At 72.8% G+C, this 15,343-nt stretch carries 17 protein-coding genes and 1 tRNA gene; 14 read left to right on the top strand and 4 right to left on the bottom strand.

From position 1 onward, the window contains the following. The first annotated feature begins 70 nt into the window (after window positions 1-70). Genes eno through RGQ06_RS12060 form a run of 3 tightly spaced genes read left to right on the top strand, consistent with a single transcriptional unit; the run spans window position 71 to window position 4,119 of the window. Entirely contained in the window at window positions 71-1,360 is a 1,290-nt protein-coding gene (gene eno, locus RGQ06_RS12050) for a phosphopyruvate hydratase (protein WP_432430374.1), read from the top strand. Further along, window positions 1,357-1,797 carry an FtsB family cell division protein gene (locus RGQ06_RS12055; protein WP_432430375.1) on the top strand — a complete coding sequence of 147 codons (441 nt, stop codon included), beginning with the start codon at window positions 1,357-1,359 and terminating at the stop codon, window positions 1,795-1,797. Before eno ends, RGQ06_RS12055 begins: the two co-directional genes overlap by 4 nt. Before the next feature lie 51 nt (window positions 1,798-1,848). Then, window positions 1,849-4,119, top strand: a complete 2,271-nt coding sequence (locus RGQ06_RS12060; RefSeq protein ID WP_432430376.1) for a xanthine dehydrogenase family protein molybdopterin-binding subunit — start codon at window positions 1,849-1,851, stop codon at window positions 4,117-4,119. A gap of 9 nt (window positions 4,120-4,128) precedes the next feature. Here RGQ06_RS12060 and RGQ06_RS12065 read toward each other — a convergent pair whose 3' ends face one another. Further along, window positions 4,129-4,578: a hypothetical protein gene (locus tag RGQ06_RS12065; protein WP_432430377.1), complete on the bottom strand. Its 450-nt coding sequence runs from the start codon at window positions 4,576-4,578 to the stop codon at window positions 4,129-4,131. 228 nt (window positions 4,579-4,806) lie between these two features. Here RGQ06_RS12065 and RGQ06_RS12070 point away from each other — a divergent pair, with 228 nt between their 5' ends. Genes RGQ06_RS12070 through moaA form a run of 4 tightly spaced genes read left to right on the top strand, consistent with a single transcriptional unit; the run spans window position 4,807 to window position 7,978 of the window. Continuing rightward, window positions 4,807-5,298, top strand: coding sequence for a (2Fe-2S)-binding protein (locus RGQ06_RS12070; RefSeq protein ID WP_432430378.1), 492 nt, complete (start codon window positions 4,807-4,809; stop codon window positions 5,296-5,298). After that, window positions 5,295-6,122, top strand: a complete 828-nt coding sequence (locus RGQ06_RS12075; RefSeq protein ID WP_432430379.1) for an FAD binding domain-containing protein — start codon at window positions 5,295-5,297, stop codon at window positions 6,120-6,122. The genes RGQ06_RS12070 and RGQ06_RS12075 overlap by 4 nt, the downstream gene beginning before the upstream one ends. Window positions 6,123-6,132: 10 nt before the next feature. After that, on the top strand, window positions 6,133-6,906 hold the full coding sequence (locus tag RGQ06_RS12080) for an NUDIX hydrolase (protein WP_432430380.1): 774 nt from the start codon (window positions 6,133-6,135) through the stop codon (window positions 6,904-6,906). A 46-nt stretch (window positions 6,907-6,952) separates the two neighbouring features. Next, window positions 6,953-7,978, top strand: a complete 1,026-nt coding sequence (gene moaA, locus RGQ06_RS12085) for a GTP 3',8-cyclase MoaA (protein WP_432430381.1) — start codon at window positions 6,953-6,955, stop codon at window positions 7,976-7,978. On the opposite strand, the gene RGQ06_RS12090 is transcribed toward moaA, so the two are convergent. After that, entirely contained in the window at window positions 7,961-8,962 is a 1,002-nt protein-coding gene (locus RGQ06_RS12090; protein ID WP_432430382.1) for an NADP-dependent oxidoreductase, read from the bottom strand. The two genes, moaA and RGQ06_RS12090, sit on opposite strands and share 18 nt — an antisense overlap. Window positions 8,963-9,043: 81 nt before the next feature. On the opposite strand from RGQ06_RS12090, the gene RGQ06_RS12095 reads away from it, so the two are divergent. The 3 genes from RGQ06_RS12095 (at window position 9,044) to RGQ06_RS12105 (ending at window position 10,862) form a co-directional block, all read left to right on the top strand. Next, window positions 9,044-9,649 (top strand): TetR family transcriptional regulator, encoded by a 606-nt coding sequence (locus RGQ06_RS12095; protein ID WP_432430383.1) that lies wholly within the window; start codon window positions 9,044-9,046, stop codon window positions 9,647-9,649. 33 nt (window positions 9,650-9,682) lie between these two features. Further along, window positions 9,683-10,189, top strand: coding sequence for a cyclic pyranopterin monophosphate synthase MoaC (gene moaC, locus RGQ06_RS12100; protein WP_432430384.1), 507 nt, complete (start codon window positions 9,683-9,685; stop codon window positions 10,187-10,189). Between the two features lie 211 nt (window positions 10,190-10,400). Then, a complete protein-coding gene (locus RGQ06_RS12105; protein WP_432430385.1) occupies window positions 10,401-10,862 on the top strand; it encodes a hypothetical protein in 462 nt (153 codons plus the stop codon). On the opposite strand, the gene RGQ06_RS12110 is transcribed toward RGQ06_RS12105, so the two are convergent. Continuing rightward, the gene (locus RGQ06_RS12110) at window positions 10,796-11,122 is read right to left on the bottom strand and encodes a hypothetical protein (RefSeq protein WP_432430386.1); all 327 of its coding nucleotides are present in this window, start codon (window positions 11,120-11,122) and stop codon (window positions 10,796-10,798) included. The two genes, RGQ06_RS12105 and RGQ06_RS12110, sit on opposite strands and share 67 nt — an antisense overlap. A 57-nt stretch (window positions 11,123-11,179) precedes the next feature. Here RGQ06_RS12110 and RGQ06_RS12115 point away from each other — a divergent pair, with 57 nt between their 5' ends. Both RGQ06_RS12115 and RGQ06_RS12120 read left to right on the top strand, forming a co-directional pair. After that, on the top strand, window positions 11,180-11,515 hold the full coding sequence (locus RGQ06_RS12115; RefSeq protein ID WP_432430387.1) for a hypothetical protein: 336 nt from the start codon (window positions 11,180-11,182) through the stop codon (window positions 11,513-11,515). A gap of 47 nt (window positions 11,516-11,562) precedes the next feature. Further along, a tRNA-Ala gene (locus RGQ06_RS12120) sits at window positions 11,563-11,636 on the top strand. Window positions 11,637-11,723: 87 nt separating this feature from the next. Here RGQ06_RS12120 and RGQ06_RS12125 read toward each other — a convergent pair. Next, window positions 11,724-12,719 (bottom strand): zinc-dependent alcohol dehydrogenase, encoded by a 996-nt coding sequence (locus RGQ06_RS12125; protein ID WP_432430388.1) that lies wholly within the window; start codon window positions 12,717-12,719, stop codon window positions 11,724-11,726. A gap of 38 nt (window positions 12,720-12,757) precedes the next feature. On the opposite strand from RGQ06_RS12125, the gene purU reads away from it, so the two are divergent. Continuing rightward, the gene (gene purU, locus RGQ06_RS12130; protein ID WP_432430389.1) at window positions 12,758-13,597 is read left to right on the top strand and encodes a formyltetrahydrofolate deformylase; all 840 of its coding nucleotides are present in this window, start codon (window positions 12,758-12,760) and stop codon (window positions 13,595-13,597) included. 89 nt (window positions 13,598-13,686) lie between these two features. Next, complete coding sequence (locus RGQ06_RS12135) at window positions 13,687-15,315, top strand: multicopper oxidase family protein (protein ID WP_432430390.1); 1,629 nt, start codon at window positions 13,687-13,689, stop codon at window positions 15,313-15,315. The last annotated feature ends 28 nt before the right edge of the window (window positions 15,316-15,343 follow it).

Genomic DNA, 15,343 nt, shown 5'->3' on the forward strand with positions numbered 1-15,343 from the left:
TTTCCCCAGCGGTAACGTTCCCCACACCAGCAACAGGTCCAACACGCGCACCCGACCGGCGAGAGAGCACATGACGAGCATCGAACACGTGGAGGGCCGTGAGGTCCTCGACTCCCGTGGCAACCCGACCGTCGAGGTCGAGGTCGAGCTCGAGTCGGGCGCGACCGGCCGGGCCATCGTCCCCTCGGGCGCGTCCACCGGCCAGTTCGAGGCCGTCGAGCTGCGCGACGGCGGCGACCGCTTCGGCGGCAAGGGCGTCCTGGACGCGGTGGACAACGTGAACGGCGAGATCGCCGACGCCGTCCTCGGGCTGGAGGCCGCCGACCAGCGCGGCGTCGACCAGGCCATGCTCGACCTGGACGGCAGCGACAACAAGGCCCGCCTCGGCGCGAACGCCATCCTCGGGGTCTCCCTCGCCGTGGCCCGTGCCGCGGCCGAGGAGCGCGGCCTGCCCCTGTTCCGCTACGTCGGCGGCGCCAACGCGCACGTCCTGCCCGCGCCGATGATGAACGTGCTCAACGGCGGGGCCCACGCCGACAACAACGTGGACTTCCAGGAGTTCATGGTGATGCCCCTCGGCGCAGCCAGCTTCTCCGAGGCGCTGCGCTGGGGCGTGGAGACCTACCACGCTCTCAAGGGGATCCTCCACGACCGGGGCCTCAGCACCGCCGTCGGCGACGAGGGCGGCTTCGCCCCCGACCTCGGCTCCAACGAGGAGGCCGTGCAGCTGCTGGTCGAGGCGATCGAGAAGGCCGGCCGCACGCCGGGCCAGGACATCGCCATCGCGCTCGACCCGGCGAACTCGGAGATCTTCCGGGACGGGGAGTACCACCTCGAGGGCGAGGGTCGGACGCTGTCGGGCGAGGGTCTGGCCGAGTACCTGTCGAGCTGGGTCGACAAGTACCCGATCGTCTCCATCGAGGACGGCCTCGACGAGGAGGACTGGGACGGCTGGGCCGCGCTCACCGCCTCGATCGGCGACCGGTGCCAGCTCGTCGGCGACGACCTCTTCGTCACCAACTCCACCCGCCTCGCCCGGGGCATCGAGCTCGGCGTCGCCAACTCGATCCTCATCAAGGTCAACCAGATCGGCTCGCTCACCGAGACCCTCGACACCGTCGGGCTGGCCATCCGCAGCGGCTACACCGCCGTGATGTCGCACCGCTCCGGGGAGACCGAGGACACCACCATCGCCGACCTCGCCGTGGCCACGAACTGCGGCCAGATCAAGACCGGCGCCCCGGCCCGCTCGGACCGGGTGGCGAAGTACAACCAGCTCCTGCGCATCGAGTCGCTGCTCGGCGACACGGCCCGCTACCGGGGCTGGGACGCGCTGCCCCCGGGCGTGCAACCCCGGTGACCGCAGCCACCACAGCGTCCCGCGCCGGGCTCCGGCGTCCGCACCTCCCGTCCGGCATCGGGCGGTGGATCCGGCCGCTCCTGCTCGCCACCGCCGCGGTGGTCACCATCGCCGCGCTGGCCGTGTACGTCTTCCCGACCCGCACCTGGCTCGACCAGCGCGCCGCGCTGGCCGAGACCAGCGTCGAGCTGCGAGAGCTCCAGGCCGAGCGGAGCGCGCTCGAGCAGCGCGTCGCCGAGCTGGACTCCGACGGCCAGATCGAGGAGATCGCCCGCTCCCAGTACGGCCTGGTCCGCCCCGGTGAGGAGGCCTACGCCGTGCTCCCCGCGCCGGAGCAGCCCGTCGAGCTGCCCGCGCTGTGGCCCTTCGGGGCGCTCCTGGAGCCGACGGCCCCCGAGGGGTCCGCGCCGTCCGGCGGCGCCACCGCCCGCGACTAGGTTCCCCCCACGTCGACGTGCTGCCCCGCTCGGGGGCAGGGAGGGGTACCGATGAGCATCCTTGGCAACCGGGTCCTGCGCAGCGAGGACCCCAAGTTCCTCACCGTCGGGGGGACCTACGTCGCCGACGTCCGCGACCCCCTCCTGGACGGCGCCCTCCACGTGGCCTACGTCCGCTCGATGGCGGCCCACGGCACCATCGTCGGCATCGACGTCGACGAAGCCCGCAACGCCCCCGGCGTGGTGGCGGTCTTCACCGGCGAGGACCTGGGTGACCTGCCGTCGATGCCCCTCGCCGTGCCGCTGCTCAACCCCCAGCACGCCCAGCCCGCGCTGGCCCAGGGCAAGGTCCGCTTCGTCGGCGAGGCCATCGCCGCCATCGTGGCCGAGACGCCCACCGCCGCTGCCGACGCGGCCGAGCTGGTCTGGGCCGACATCGACTTCCTCCCCGCCGTGCTCACGCCCGAGGACGCGCTCTCGGGCGACACCCTGCTGTTCGAGGAGTCCGGGACCAACGCCGCCATCGAGCTCCTCTTCGGCGAGGACGACGCCGCCTTCGAGGGTTGCGAGGTCGTCATCGAGCACGACTTCCTCAACCAGCGCGTGGCCGGCTGCCCGCTCGAGGTCCGCTCGGCCGCCGCCACCTGGGACGGCGACCGGCTCGTCCACTTCGGATCCACCCAGGCGCCCCACGGGGTCAAGGCCACGCTCCAGGCCGTCTACGGCCTCGACGAGGCCGGCGTGCGCGTCGTCGCACCCGACGTCGGCGGTGGCTTCGGCCCCAAGATCGGGGCCTACCCCGAGGAGGTGCTGCTCGGCTGGCTGTCCCGCCAGGTCGGCCGCCCCGTCCGCTGGACCGAGACGCGCTCGGAGAACATGGTGGCGATGGGCCAGGGCCGGGGCCAGTGGCAGTCCATCAAGCTGGGCGGCACGCGCGACGGCAAGGTCACGGCCTACCGCCTCAACCTCACCCAGGACGCCGGCGCCTACGCCGCGCTCGGCGCGTTCCTCCCGTTCATGACCCGGGTGATGGCCAGCGGCGTCTACGACATCCCGAACGTGCAGTTCAACGCTCGCTCGGTGCTCACCAACACCACGCCCATCGTCGCCTACCGCGGCGCCGGCCGGCCGGAGGCCACCGCCGCCATCGAGCGGGCCATGGACCTCTACGCCGGCGAGCTCGGCATGGACGCCGCCGAGGTCCGCCGGCGCAACCTCATCGCCTCCGACGACTTCCCCCACACGACCCCCACCGACGCGGTCTACGACGTCGGCGACTACGAGCGCAGCCTCGACCTCGCCCTCGAGGCCGCCGGCTACACCGAGCTCCGGGCCGAGCAGTCCCGCCGGCGCGACGCCGGCGACCCGGTGCAGCTCGGCATCGGCGTGTCCGTGTACGTCGAGGTCACCGCCGGGCCGCAGGCGGGGGAGGAGTTCGGTCGCGTCGTGGTCCACCCCGACGGGTCGGCCACCGCGTACACCGGCTCCAGCGCGCACGGCCAGGGCCACGACACCAGCTTCGCCATGCTCGTCACCGACACCCTCGGCATCCCGATGGAGCAGGTCACGATCAAGCACGGCGACACCGACGAGGTCGCCCGCGGCGTCGGCACGTTCGGGTCCCGATCCCTCCAGCTCGGCGGCTCGGCGATCTTCCAGGCCTCGGGGCAGGTGCTCGACAAGGCGCGCGAGATCGCCGCCGACCTGCTCGAGGCCGACCCGGCCGACATCGAGCTCGACCGCGCCGGAGGCGCCTTCCACGTGCAGGGCACACCGGCGGTGTCGCGGTCCTGGGCCGACGTGGCCGCCGCGGCCGGCGAGGGCGGCCTCGAGGCCGAGACGGACTTCAAGGCCGACAGCCCCACGTTCCCCTTCGGTGCCCACGTCGCGGTGGTCGAGGTCGACACCGAGACGGGCCTGGTCCGCCTGCAGCGCATGATCACCTGCGACGACGCCGGCACGATCCTCAACCCGATGCTCGTCGAAGGCCAGCGCCACGGCGGCATCGCCCAGGGCGTGGCCCAGGCGCTCTACGAGTGGGTCCGCTACGACGAGGACGGCAACCCCCAGACGGCCAACCTCGCCGACTACACGATGATCTCGGCGGCCGAGCTGCCGAGCTTCGAGCTGGTCAGCATGGAGACGGCCACGCCCCTCAACCCGCTCGGCGCGAAGGGCATCGGCGAATCGGGCACGATCGGGTCGACCCCGGCCGTGCAGTCCGCGGTGTGCGACGCGCTGTCCCCGCTCGGCGTCCGCCACGTGGACATGCCGTGCACGCCCGAGCGGGTGTGGGACGCGATCGCCGCGGCCCGGAGCTGACCTCGCTGCTCAGCGCTGCACGGAGCGGCGGAGCCACTCCCCGGGGCTGAGCTGCCCGGGCTCGCCGCCCGCCGCGGTGCCCCCGTCGTCTTCGAGCGCAGGGGCGTCCACGCCGTCCGGTTCGACGACGTCCGACTCGGCCGGGGCGGTCTCGGCCGGGGCGTCGTCGCGCAGGTCGAGGATCACGTCGGGTTCGTCGTCGCCCTCGGCCGGCTCCTCGGCCGCGGCGGGTGCGGCGCGCAGGGGGCGGACCCGGGAGCGGGCCACGGGGCGGCCGGCATCGTCGAGCTCGGTGAGGCCCACGACGGTGCCATCGGGGTCGAAGAGGTACTCCCAGCGGTGCGCGCAGTCCTTGCAGTGCTGGATCTGGTAGCGGTGGCCGATGTCGATGCTGTCGATGTAGCCGAGGCCGTCGCAGGCCGGACAGCGCCCCGGGACGCCCGGGCTGATCAGCGCCAAGCGCTCCTCGTACGACGCCGAGGGCTCGTCCCCACCTCGTCGCGTGCTCCGGAACCAACCCATCCCGAACCTCTCGCTGTGTCGGATCGCAGCCACCGGGACATGCGGTGGCAACTGTTGGCATCGTAGTGCCAAGACCTCGTCCGCGTCGTCCATCCTCGATGCGCTAGGAAGTCGACCAGGTCGCCACCACGGGCGCCGGGTCTTCAGGGAAAGGGGGGTGACGGGATGGAGATCTCGATCACCGTCAACGGGAGCGAGGCGCGACACGACGTCGAGCCGCGCACGCTGCTCGTCCACCACATCCGCGAGGCGCTGGGCCTCACGGGCACCAACGTGGGCTGCGACACCTCGTCGTGCGGTGCCTGCACCGTCCACCTCGACGGCGAGGCCGTGAAGTCCTGCACCGTGCTGGCCGTCCAGGCCGACGGCTGCACCCTCACCACCATCGAAGGGCTGGCCCCGTCCGAGGAGGAGCTGCACCCGATGCAGCAGGCCTTCCGGGAGCAGCACGGGCTCCAGTGCGGGTTCTGCACGCCGGGCATGGTCATGGCGGCGACGTCGCTGCTCGACGAGGTCCCCGAGCCCACCGAGACCCAGGTCCGCGAGGGGCTCGAGGGCAACCTGTGCCGCTGCACCGGCTACCACAACATCGTCCAGGCCGTCCTCGCTGCTGCCAAGTCCGGCGGCGGTGGCACGACGGTGGCGGTGCAGCAGTGATCCCCGCCGCGTTCGACTACGTCCGGGCCGGGTCGGCCGACGAGGCCATCTCCCTGCTGGCCGAGCACGGCGACGAGGCCAAGGTCCTCGCCGGCGGCCACTCGCTCGTCCCGCTCATGAAGCTGCGCCTGGCCACCCCCTCGGTGCTCGTCGACGTCGGCCGGGTCGACGACCTCAAGTACATCCGCGACGAGGGTGACCACGTGGCGATCGGCGCGCTCACCCGGCACCGCGACGTCGAGATCAGCGACGTCCTCCGGCGCGACGTGCCGATCCTCGCCCACGCCACCTCCCACGTCGGCGACCCCCAGGTCCGCCACCGGGGCACCATCGGTGGCTCGCTCGCCCACGGCGACCCGGCCTCCGACCTGCCCGCCGTCCTCCTCGCCCTCGGCGCCACGCTGGTGGTCCAGGGCGCGGACGGCACCCGCGAGGTCGCGGCCGACGACTTCTTCCAGGGCTTCCTCGAGACCGCGGTGGGCGAGGCCGAGCTGCTCACCGAGATCCGGGTCCCGAAGGCGACCGGCGCCGGCTGGTCGTTCCAGAAGTTCAACCGCCGCGCCCAGGACTGGGCGATCGTCGGCGTCGCATGCGTGCGCCGCGGCGACGACCAGGTCGGCATCGGCCTGGTCAACATGGACAGCCGCCCGGTCCACGCCGCGGCCACCGAGGCGGCCATCGCCTCGGGTGCGTCGGTGGAGGACGCGGCCGCGGTGGCCGACGAGGGCACCGAACCCGCCGCCGACCTCAACGCCTCGGTCGAGTTCCGCCGCCACCTGGCGCGCGTGCTCACCGGTCGGGCGCTGGCCGAGGCCAGCAGCTGATCGCCACCCCATGACCTTCCTGCCGACCGAGGGCGGCCTCATCCCGGCGGCGACGGTCATCCCGCTGCGCGACGCCCGCCAGCCCGACGGCACCACCGCCCTCGAGGTGCTGATGCTGCGCAAGAACTCCAAGCTCGCCTTCGGCGGGATGTGGGTGTTCCCGGGGGGCCGGATCGACCCCGAGGACTGGCCGAGCGAGGACGACCCCGATGGCCCGGAAGGGCCTGCCCCGCCGGGGCAGGAGCTGGAGGCGGCCCGCACCGCCGCGGCGCGCGAGGCGCTCGAGGAGGCCGACCTGCTGGTCCAGCCCGACCGGATGGTGCTGTTCTCGCACTGGACCCCGCCGGACGCGGTGGCGATGAACTCGAACAAGCGCTTCGCCACCTGGTTCTTCGTGTGCCGGGCCCCGGTGGGGGAGGACGGCGTCGTCACCATCGACATGGGCGAGATCCACGAGGACGAGTGGGTCCGGCCCGCCGAGATGCTGGCCCGCCGCGACGCGGGGGAGATCCAGCTGGTCCCGCCGACGGTCGTGACCCTCCACGATCTCGCCGCCCACGAGACCGTGGAGGCCGCGCTCGCCGCCGCTCGCGGTCGCGAGTCGTTCCGCTACGTCACCAAGATCCTGGGCGGCGCCGACGGCACGCTCGTCGCCCTCTGGCATGGCGACGCCGCCTACGAGTCCGAGGACCTCGACGCCCCCGGATCCCGGCACCGCCTCGTCATGGGCGAGACGGCCTGGACGTTCGAGGACGACGTCACCGGCCACATCTCCCGGGTCTGACCTGCCCGAGCGGGCGGGCCGGTCCACCGGTACCGTGGGCCGTCTGATGACCGGTCCCACCCCGCCCGAGCAGCTCGTCGACGGCTTCGGACGCGTCCACCGCGACCTGCGCATCTCGGTCACGGACCGCTGCAACTTCCGGTGCACCTACTGCATGCCGGAGGAGGGCATGCAGTGGATGGCACGGGAGGAGATCCTCACGTTCGAGGAGATCACCCGCATCGCCCAGGTGTTCGTCGAGCGCTACGGCGTCGACAGCATCCGCCTCACCGGTGGCGAGCCCACGGTCCGGGCCCACCTGCCGGTCCTGGTCGCGAAGCTCGCCGCCCTCGGCGTCGAGCTGGCCATGACCACGAACGGCTCGACCCTGCGGAGCCAGGCCCAGGCCCTCGCCGACGCCGGCCTCCGCCGCATCAACGTCAGCCTCGACTCCCTGCGCCGGGACCGGTTCCTCGAGCTCACTCGCCGGGACGAGCTGGACCGGGTCCTCGACGGCATCGAAGCCGCCAAGGAAGCCGGTCTCGACCCGGTGAAGATCAACGTGGTGCTGGTCGGCGGGGTGAACGACGACGAGGTCGTGGACTTCGCCCGCTTCGGCCGCGACAACGACGTCACGGTCCGCTTCATCGAGTTCATGCCCCTCGACGCCGACGGCGGGTGGGAGCACGCCCAGGTGGTGCCCCAGGCCGAGATCGTGCGCCGCATCGAGGGGGTCTTCCCGATGGAGCCGGTCGTGCGGGGCCACGAGCCGGCCGAGCAGTGGCGCTACCTCGACCGCCCCGCCGGCCGGCCCGGCGCCTCCGCCGGCGACGTGGTCGGCGTGATCCCGACGGTCACCCGCCCGTTCTGCGAGTCCTGCGACCGGGTGCGCCTCACCGCCGAGGGCCAGCTGCGCAACTGCCTGTTCGCCCTCGACGAGTTCGACCTGCGGGCGCCGCTGCGCGAGGGCGGCACCGACGACGACCTCGCCGCGGTGATGCAGCGGGCGGTCGGTGCGAAGTGGGCCGGGCACGCCATCGGCAACGTCCAGTTCATCCGGCCCCGCAAGTCGATGTCACAGATCGGCGGCTGAGCGAGCGCCGTCCACGGCGAGCACGAGCTTGCCGAAGGCGCCGCCCGCTTCGAGTCGCCGGTGCGCGACCGAGGCGTCGTCGAGGGGGAGGACGTCGTCGACGCACGGCGCGACGTCTCCGGCCGCGACCAGACGATCGAGCGCGGCCAGGTCCCGGCCGTCGGGCGACACCCAGGCGAAGCCGTAGCGCCCGAAGCGACGCTCGGGGTGCCGGAGCGCCGGTGACAGGGTCGCGACGGGCGGACCGAGGTTCGCCACGGCGAGGCCTCCGGGCGCGACCAGGTGGCGCAGCCGTCGGTGGGAGAAGCGTGCCGAGACGTCGTAGACGAGGTCGAACCGCTCGGCCAGGCCGGTCACGTCGACGTCGTGGTGATCGATCACGCGCCGTGCGCCGAGCGCTCGGACCCGCTCGGTCCGGGGCCCTCCGGCGACGCCGGTCACGTCGGCGCCGAGCGCGACGGCGATCTGGGTGGCGAAGGTCCCGACGCCCCCCGACGCCCCGATCACCAGCACCGACGACCCACGGCCGAGCCGCGCCTTGCGCACGAGCACCTGGTGGGCGGTGAGCCCGGCGACCGGGATCGCCGCCGCGGTGACGAGGTCCACCCGGTCGGGCACGGCGGCCAGCGTCGAGGCCCGCGTCAGGGCCAGGTCCGCGTAGGTGCCCGGGAGCGCGAAGCCGTGGCGCGCCGGCTTCGGTGCGGCATCGAACATGCCGTGGACGTGCTGGCCGACTTCGATCCCCGTCACGTCACCGCCGACGGCGATCACCGTGCCGGCCGCATCGTTGCCGGGGATCATGGGGAAGCGCCGGCCGAGCAGCGGTGCGAGCCGACCGGCGCGCAGTGCGGCGTCGAGCGGGTTGACCCCCGCAGCACGGACCTGCACCAAGACCTGGCCAGGCCCGGGTGGAGGCGGATCGGGGACCTGCCGGACCTGGAGCACGTCGGGTCCGCCGAACCGGGTCAGGGTCACCGCTCGCATGCCGTAGATCATACTCCGAGTACGTACTCAGAGTATGAAACGCGGCACCGGCGGGGCGGGAGCACGCGTACGCTCGCGGCGATGGCATCGACCCGGAGACCGCAGGTCCGGTCGCAGCGCTCCCTCGAGGAGATCCTCGCTGCCGCCCGTGCGCTGTTCGGTGCCGGAGATGCGGCGGCCGTGACCATCGACGAGGTGGCGGTGCGGGCCGGTCGCACGAAGGGCAGCGTCTACTACCACTTCGCCTCCAAGGACGAGCTGTTCGAGGCGGTCTTCCTCGCAGAGCACCGCACCCTGGTGGCTGCGGTCGAAGCGGCGATCGCCGACCTCGAACCCGAAGTGGCGCTCCGGGCCGGGCTCGCCGCCTACCTGCGGGCCCTGGCGGCCGACCTGGTCGCGGCGCACATCACCGTCGTCGTGGCCCCAGCCGTGCTCGGCTGGCGTCGATGGCGGGAGTGCGACGGCGGGACCTTCCGCCTCCTGATCGTGACGGCGCTGACCTCGGCCCGGGCATCGGGCAGGCTGCGCCCGGGCCGCGAGCCCGAGGTGCTCGCGGACCTGCTGGTCGGCGCGGTCACCGAGACCGCCGTCGCGATCGCGGCCGACGACGACCCCGGACGGCGCGCCGAGCTGGCCATCGAAGCGCTGGACGGCATGCTCGACGCGGTCTTCGTCTCCGGCTCCTGAGTGCGGCCCCAGGCGTCCCCTACACTCCGGCCGATGTCGGAGCGAGGACTGACCCATCTGGATCCTCTGGGCCGTGCCCGGATGGTCGACGTCACCCCCAAGGATCCGACGCACCGTCGGGCCATCGCCCGGGGCCGGGTGTCCATGCAGCCCGAGACGGCGTCGCTGGTGGCCCGCGGTGCCATCTCCAAGGGCGACGTGCTGGCGGTGGCCCGGGTCGCCGGCATCCAGGCGGCGAAGCGCACGCCGGACCTCATCCCGCTCTGCCACCCGCTGCTGGTCGGCTCGGTGCTCGTGAACTTCCGCATCGAGGACGACTTCATCGAGGTCGAGGCCCAGGTCGACACGATCGACCGGACCGGCGTGGAGATGGAGGCGATGACCGCCTGCTCCATCGCCTGCCTCACCATCTACGACATGTGCAAGAGCGCGGATCGGGCCATGGTGATCAGCGAGCTGACGCTGTGGGAGAAGACGGGCGGGCGCTCCGGCACCTACCGCCGCCAGCCCGGGCCGGGCGACGACGGCCTCGCTCGCTGAGCGAGCACCTGCTCGATCCGCCTCGCATCATGCGTGACATCCTTCGCAGTTGCTTGTCAGCGTGTTTCGGTTCGTAGTAGAACCGTAACGATCCCGGTCAGCCCTGTTGGCCTGCCCGCAACCGAACGAACACCGAAGACGCCCGGATCCACCACTCAGGTTCCGGGCGCTCCTACGGTGACAGACGACACACGAAAGCGAGGCGAGGAGCGTGACCATCATGGTGCTAGTGGTGCTTGCTGCGATCTGGGCCGCCGTTCTCCTGCCCCCCTACCTGCAGAAGCGCCGGGCGTTCCACCCGCACGCCTCGATCGGGGACTTCCGCAACCAGCTGGCCGTGCTCCAGCGCACGGGCGACCCGTACGCACCGGCGCCGATGCGCACCCCGACCGGTCGGGCGATGAGCCGCACCGACGCCCAGCGCCGTCGCCGCGACGTGCTCGCCACGCTCGCCGCCTCGGCCGGCCTCACCTTCCTCCTCGCCCTCCTCGCCGGCGGCTCGGTCTGGCTGCTCCACCTCAGCGTCGACGCCGCGCTCCTCGGCTACGTCGCCATGCTCATGCAGGTCCAGCAGCAGCGACAGGCTCCGGCTCGCGGGAACGTCGCCTACCTGGCGGCCGACCGTCGCCCGTCGGCCACGCAGCAGGCGCTCCTGCGCCGCCAGGCCAACTGACCCCGGCTGCCGGCGCCGGCAGCGACCGGCGCGCCACGCTCGACGCGCTCGTCGGCGACATCCGCACCGACCTCGGCGCCGCCCACCGGGCCCGAGAGGTCGCGCTGCCCGCGTGCCGGAACGCGATCCGCCACGCCGGCCTCGCCATCCGCGCCGTCCACCGTGGGGACCCGGCCGCGCACGACGAGCAGGTCGCCGCCTCCGAGGCCGCGCTGCGCACCGCGCAGGAGGCGCTGGCCGACCACCCCGCGGTCGCCCACGCCGGCTTCCTCCACGACGCCGAGAAGGAGTACGCCGAGGCCCGCCTGTGCGCAGCCATGGTCCGCGGCGAGGCACTCGCCTCGCCGTCCGAGCTCGGCGTCATGGCGCACTCCTGGATGCGGGGCCTGGCCGAGGCCGCCAGCGAGCTGCGCCGCAACGTCCTCGACCGCCTCCGCTCCGGCGACCTCGAGGGCGGTGAGGCCCTCCTCGAGGTCATGGACGACGCCTACGACGTCCTCGCCTCGGTCGACCTGCCCGACGCCCTCACGGGTGGCCTGCGCCGCACCGTGGACTCCCTGCGAGCGGTCACCGAGCGCACCCGCGGCGACGTCACCACCACGGTCCTGCAGACCCGCCTGCAACGCGCGATCGAGTCCCACGGCGACGCCTGAGCCAGTTCGGTGGCCACCGCCGCCGGCGGTAAGGTGTGGCCTCCCTCGGGGGTGTAGCTCAGTTGGCTAGAGCGCCTCGGTCGCATCGAGGAGGCCAGGGGTTCGAATCCCCTCACCTCCACTCCGGGAAATTCCGTTGATGTCGGACCACGTGACGCAGTGCGGCGGGCTACTCACCTGGCTTCGTGGTCCGAATCCACGGGATTTCCTACGGGAGGATGGTGACCTTGATGGCGCCGCTGGACTTGTCAGCTGCGGCCTCGAACGCGTCGGTGACCTGGTCGAGGGGGAACTGGTGGGTGGTCATCGCCGACAGCTCGGACTCGAAGCGACCGGTCAGCTGGGCGGCAGCGGCGTACTCCGGGCCCCGCTTGGTGGAGCCGTAGCAGAACGACCCCTGCAGCCGGAGCTCCTTCATCATCAGCCTCGACAGGTCCACCGGGCGGGGCTCGGTGAAGGAGCCGAGCAGGACGATGGTGCCGCCCTTGCGGGCCGCCTTCACCGCGTCGCCGAGCGTGGGGGCGGTGCCGCCGACGGACTCGATGACCACGTCGGCGCCCCGGTCCTTGGCCCACGCGATGCCCTCGTGCTCGCCGAGGACGGTGACGCCCATGGCGGCCGCAGCATCGGCCTGGTGGGGATGGCGGGCGGTGATGGCCACCTCGGATGCGCGGTCCCGGGCCAGCAGCGCGGCGCCGAGGCCGATGGTGCCGGCGCCGAGCACCAGGACCCGGCTGTCTGGGCCGACGTCGCCGAGGGACACGCCGCGCAGCGCCACGGCGAGCGGCTCGGTGAGCGCGGCCACGGCCGGCTCATCCGTGGTCACCGGGGCGAGGTTGGCGACGGGGACGTCGAGGACCTCGGACAGGCCGCCGTCGGCGCCCATGCCCAGCCCCCGGCCGAGGGCGCGGTCGCACAGGTGGGTCTGGCCGACCTGGCAGAACTGGCAGCGCCCGCAGGACACGTTCGGGGAGACGGCGTAGAGCACGTCGTCCAGACCGGCCGGACCGTCGATGACGGTGCCGGCCAGCTCGTGGCCGGGTGCCGTGCCGAGCGGCCGGGGCATCGACCCGTGCCACCAGTGCAGGTCGGAGCCGCAGATGCCGCAGGCGGCCACGCGCAGGCGGGCCCGGCCCTCGGCCAAGGGCCCCAGCTCGACCTCGGTCACATCGAGTCCGTCGGTGGTCCACAGGGCACGGCGCATGTCCGGACCGTAGCCCCCGCTCCCTAGGGTCTTCGGGTGTGACCCAGACCGTGCTGCTGCTCCGCTGCCCCGACCGACCGGGGATCGTCGCTGCCGTGGGCCAGACGATCGCAGCCCTCGGCGGCAACATCATCCACGCCGACCAGCACACCGATCGCGTGCACGACCTGTTCCTCCAGCGGGTCGAGGCCACCTTCCCCGACGGCGCCGACATCGAGGCCGCCATGCGCCCGGTCGCCGCTGCCTACGACATGACCTGGGAGATCCACCGACCGGGACCCTCGCCCCGCATCGCCGTGCTGTGCTCCAAGCAGGGCCACTGCCTCGCCGATCTGCTGTCCCGGGTCGACCTCGGCGAGCTCGACGCCGACATCCAGTTCGTCGCCTCCAACCACGACGACCACGAGGCGCTGGTGGCCCGCCACGGGGTGGACTTCCACCTGCTCCCCGTCGCCCCCGACGACCCGTCCCGTCAGTCCGCCGACATGCACGCCCTCGTCCGTGACGCGGACGTCGATCTCGTCGTGCTGGCCCGCTACATGCGGATCCTGCCCGAGGCCTTCATCGCCGACTTCCCGAACCGGATCATCAACATCCACCACTCGTTCCTGCCGGCCTTCGTGGGCGCCAAGCCCTACCACCAGGCCTACGAGCGGGGTGTGAAGCTGATCGGCGCCACCGCCCACTACGCCACCGGTGAGCTGGACCAGGGCCCGATCATCCACCAGGACGTCACCCCGGTCAGCCACCGCCACGAGGTCACCGACCTCATCCGGCTCGGCACCGACCTGGAGAAGTCGGTGCTGGCCCGGGCCGTGCGGCTCCACCTGGAGCACCGCGTGCTCGCCTACGGGAACCGGACCGTCGTCTTCGACTGAGGTGGTCGCGCGGGACCCGGCGCGGATCGCGCCACGGTTCGGGACCTTTGGCACCGGCGCCGGGCCCCTCTGGGGGCGAGGATCGGAGGATGGAGCGCGACGACCCCCGACAGGCGCCATCGGCACATGCCTGGTGGTCCCGTGCGCCGCTCGACCGACGCGCCGCGCTCGGTGTCCTGGGTGCCGCCGGCGTCGCCGGACTCCTGGCGGCATGCAGCGGCGACGACCCGCCGACCAGCGCGCCGCCGAGCACCACGACGGCAGGGGGCCCAGGGCCCCTCGCCCCGCAGGGGATGCCCGAGCTGGAGCCCGAGATGCGGGATCTCCACCTGCGTCTGGTGGCCGCCCCTGCCACCGCGACCATCGTCGCCGGGACCGAGACCGAGGTGCTGTCGTTCCGTGCCGAGGTCCTCGATGGTGACCCGGCGAGCGTGACGTCGAGCGGCTCCTACCTCGGCCCGACCCTGCACCTCCGCACCGGTCAGCGGGTGCGGGTCGACTTCGACAACGAGATCGACCAGGACTGCATCGTCCACTGGCACGGGCTCGTCCTGCCCCAGGGGCAGGACGGGCAGCCGCCCGAGGCGGTGGGGCCGGGGGAGCGATACGAGTACGACTTCACGGTCCCGAACGAACCGGGGACCTACTGGTACCACTCGCACACCGACATGCTCACGGGCGAGCAGGTGTACCGAGGTCTCGCCGGTCTCCTCATCGTGCACGGCGACGAGCCGGGGCTCCCGAGCCGGGACAACGACTTCGCCCTCGTCCTGCAGGACCGCACCATCGACGCCGATGGCACGCTCCGATACGCCGCCAGCATGCACGACCTCATGGCCGGCTTCGTGGGGAGCACGCTCGTGACGAACGGGGTGGCCGAGCTGGCGCTCCGCGTCCGGCGGGAGCCGTACCGCATCCGGTTGCTCAACGGCGCCAACTCGCGCCTCCAGCGCCTCACCTGGTCGACCGGCGAGCCGCTCCACGCGGTGGCGACCGACGGCGAGCTGCTCCCGGAGACGGTGGACGTCCCCGGGCTCGTGCTCGCACCGGCGCAGCGGACCGATCTGTGGATGGACTTCTCGGGTCACGAGCCCGGGGACCGGATCGAGCTGCGGGCCGCCGATCTCTTCGTCGAAGCCCCGGGGATGGGGCCGGGGCGGGGTCCGGGGCGCGGCGGGGGCACGCCGATGCTCGACCCTGTCGAGGGCGTCGCCGTCACCTTCGTGGTGGACGATTCGCCCGCCGAGCCGGGCGAGGTGCCGGCCCGTCCGGGTGGCTCCGTGGCCGTCCACGCTGCCGATGCCGTGAACGCCGACGCGCCGAAGCAGTTCGTGCTGTCGACGTTCCGAGCGTCGCACTGGATCAACGACACCCAGTGGGCGGGGCGGGAGGTGACCGAGACCGAGACCGTGGCGTTCGGGACAACCGAGGTCTGGGAGTTCGTGAGCCGGTCGCCGCTCACGCACCCGATGCACCTGCACGGTCAGGCGTTCCGGGTGGTCGAGCGCACCTGGGAGGACGACGGTGCGGCAGCGGCGTGGGAGCAGATCGCCGACGGCGTGGTCGAGAGCGGGCTCCGCGACACCGTCGTGGTCTGGCCGGGGCAGCGCGTCCGGATCGTCGTGCCCTTCGACGCCCACCGCGGCTACTTCCTCTACCACTGCCACATCCTCGAGCACGAGGACCACGGAATGATGCGCAGCTTCCTGATCGAGTGATGCCGGACGGCCAGCGCCGTGGCCGTCG

Origin of the sequence: Salinilacustrithrix flava, assembly GCF_041228405.1 — a bacterium.
In the GTDB taxonomy this organism is placed as follows: domain Bacteria; phylum Actinomycetota; class Acidimicrobiia; order Acidimicrobiales; family Salinilacustritrichaceae; genus Salinilacustrithrix; species Salinilacustrithrix flava.

Excerpts from the sequence above, each read along its gene's own strand:
- eno (WP_432430374.1), top strand. The coding sequence starts at position 71 with ATGACGAGCATCGAACACGTGGAGGGCCGTGAGGTCCTCGACTCCCGT.
- moaA (WP_432430381.1), top strand. The coding sequence starts at position 6,953 with ATGACCGGTCCCACCCCGCCCGAGCAGCTCGTCGACGGCTTCGGACGC.
- RGQ06_RS12125 (WP_432430388.1), bottom strand. The coding sequence starts at position 12,719 with ATGCGCCGTGCCCTGTGGACCACCGACGGACTCGATGTGACCGAGGTC.
- RGQ06_RS12090 (WP_432430382.1), bottom strand. The coding sequence starts at position 8,962 with ATGCGAGCGGTGACCCTGACCCGGTTCGGCGGACCCGACGTGCTCCAG.
- RGQ06_RS12070 (WP_432430378.1), top strand. The coding sequence starts at position 4,807 with ATGGAGATCTCGATCACCGTCAACGGGAGCGAGGCGCGACACGACGTC.
- RGQ06_RS12135 (WP_432430390.1), top strand. The coding sequence starts at position 13,687 with ATGGAGCGCGACGACCCCCGACAGGCGCCATCGGCACATGCCTGGTGG.
- RGQ06_RS12115 (WP_432430387.1), top strand. The coding sequence starts at position 11,180 with ATGGTCCGCGGCGAGGCACTCGCCTCGCCGTCCGAGCTCGGCGTCATG.
- moaC (WP_432430384.1), top strand. The coding sequence starts at position 9,683 with ATGTCGGAGCGAGGACTGACCCATCTGGATCCTCTGGGCCGTGCCCGG.
- RGQ06_RS12080 (WP_432430380.1), top strand. The coding sequence starts at position 6,133 with ATGACCTTCCTGCCGACCGAGGGCGGCCTCATCCCGGCGGCGACGGTC.
- RGQ06_RS12095 (WP_432430383.1), top strand. The coding sequence starts at position 9,044 with ATGGCATCGACCCGGAGACCGCAGGTCCGGTCGCAGCGCTCCCTCGAG.
- RGQ06_RS12060 (WP_432430376.1), top strand. The coding sequence starts at position 1,849 with ATGAGCATCCTTGGCAACCGGGTCCTGCGCAGCGAGGACCCCAAGTTC.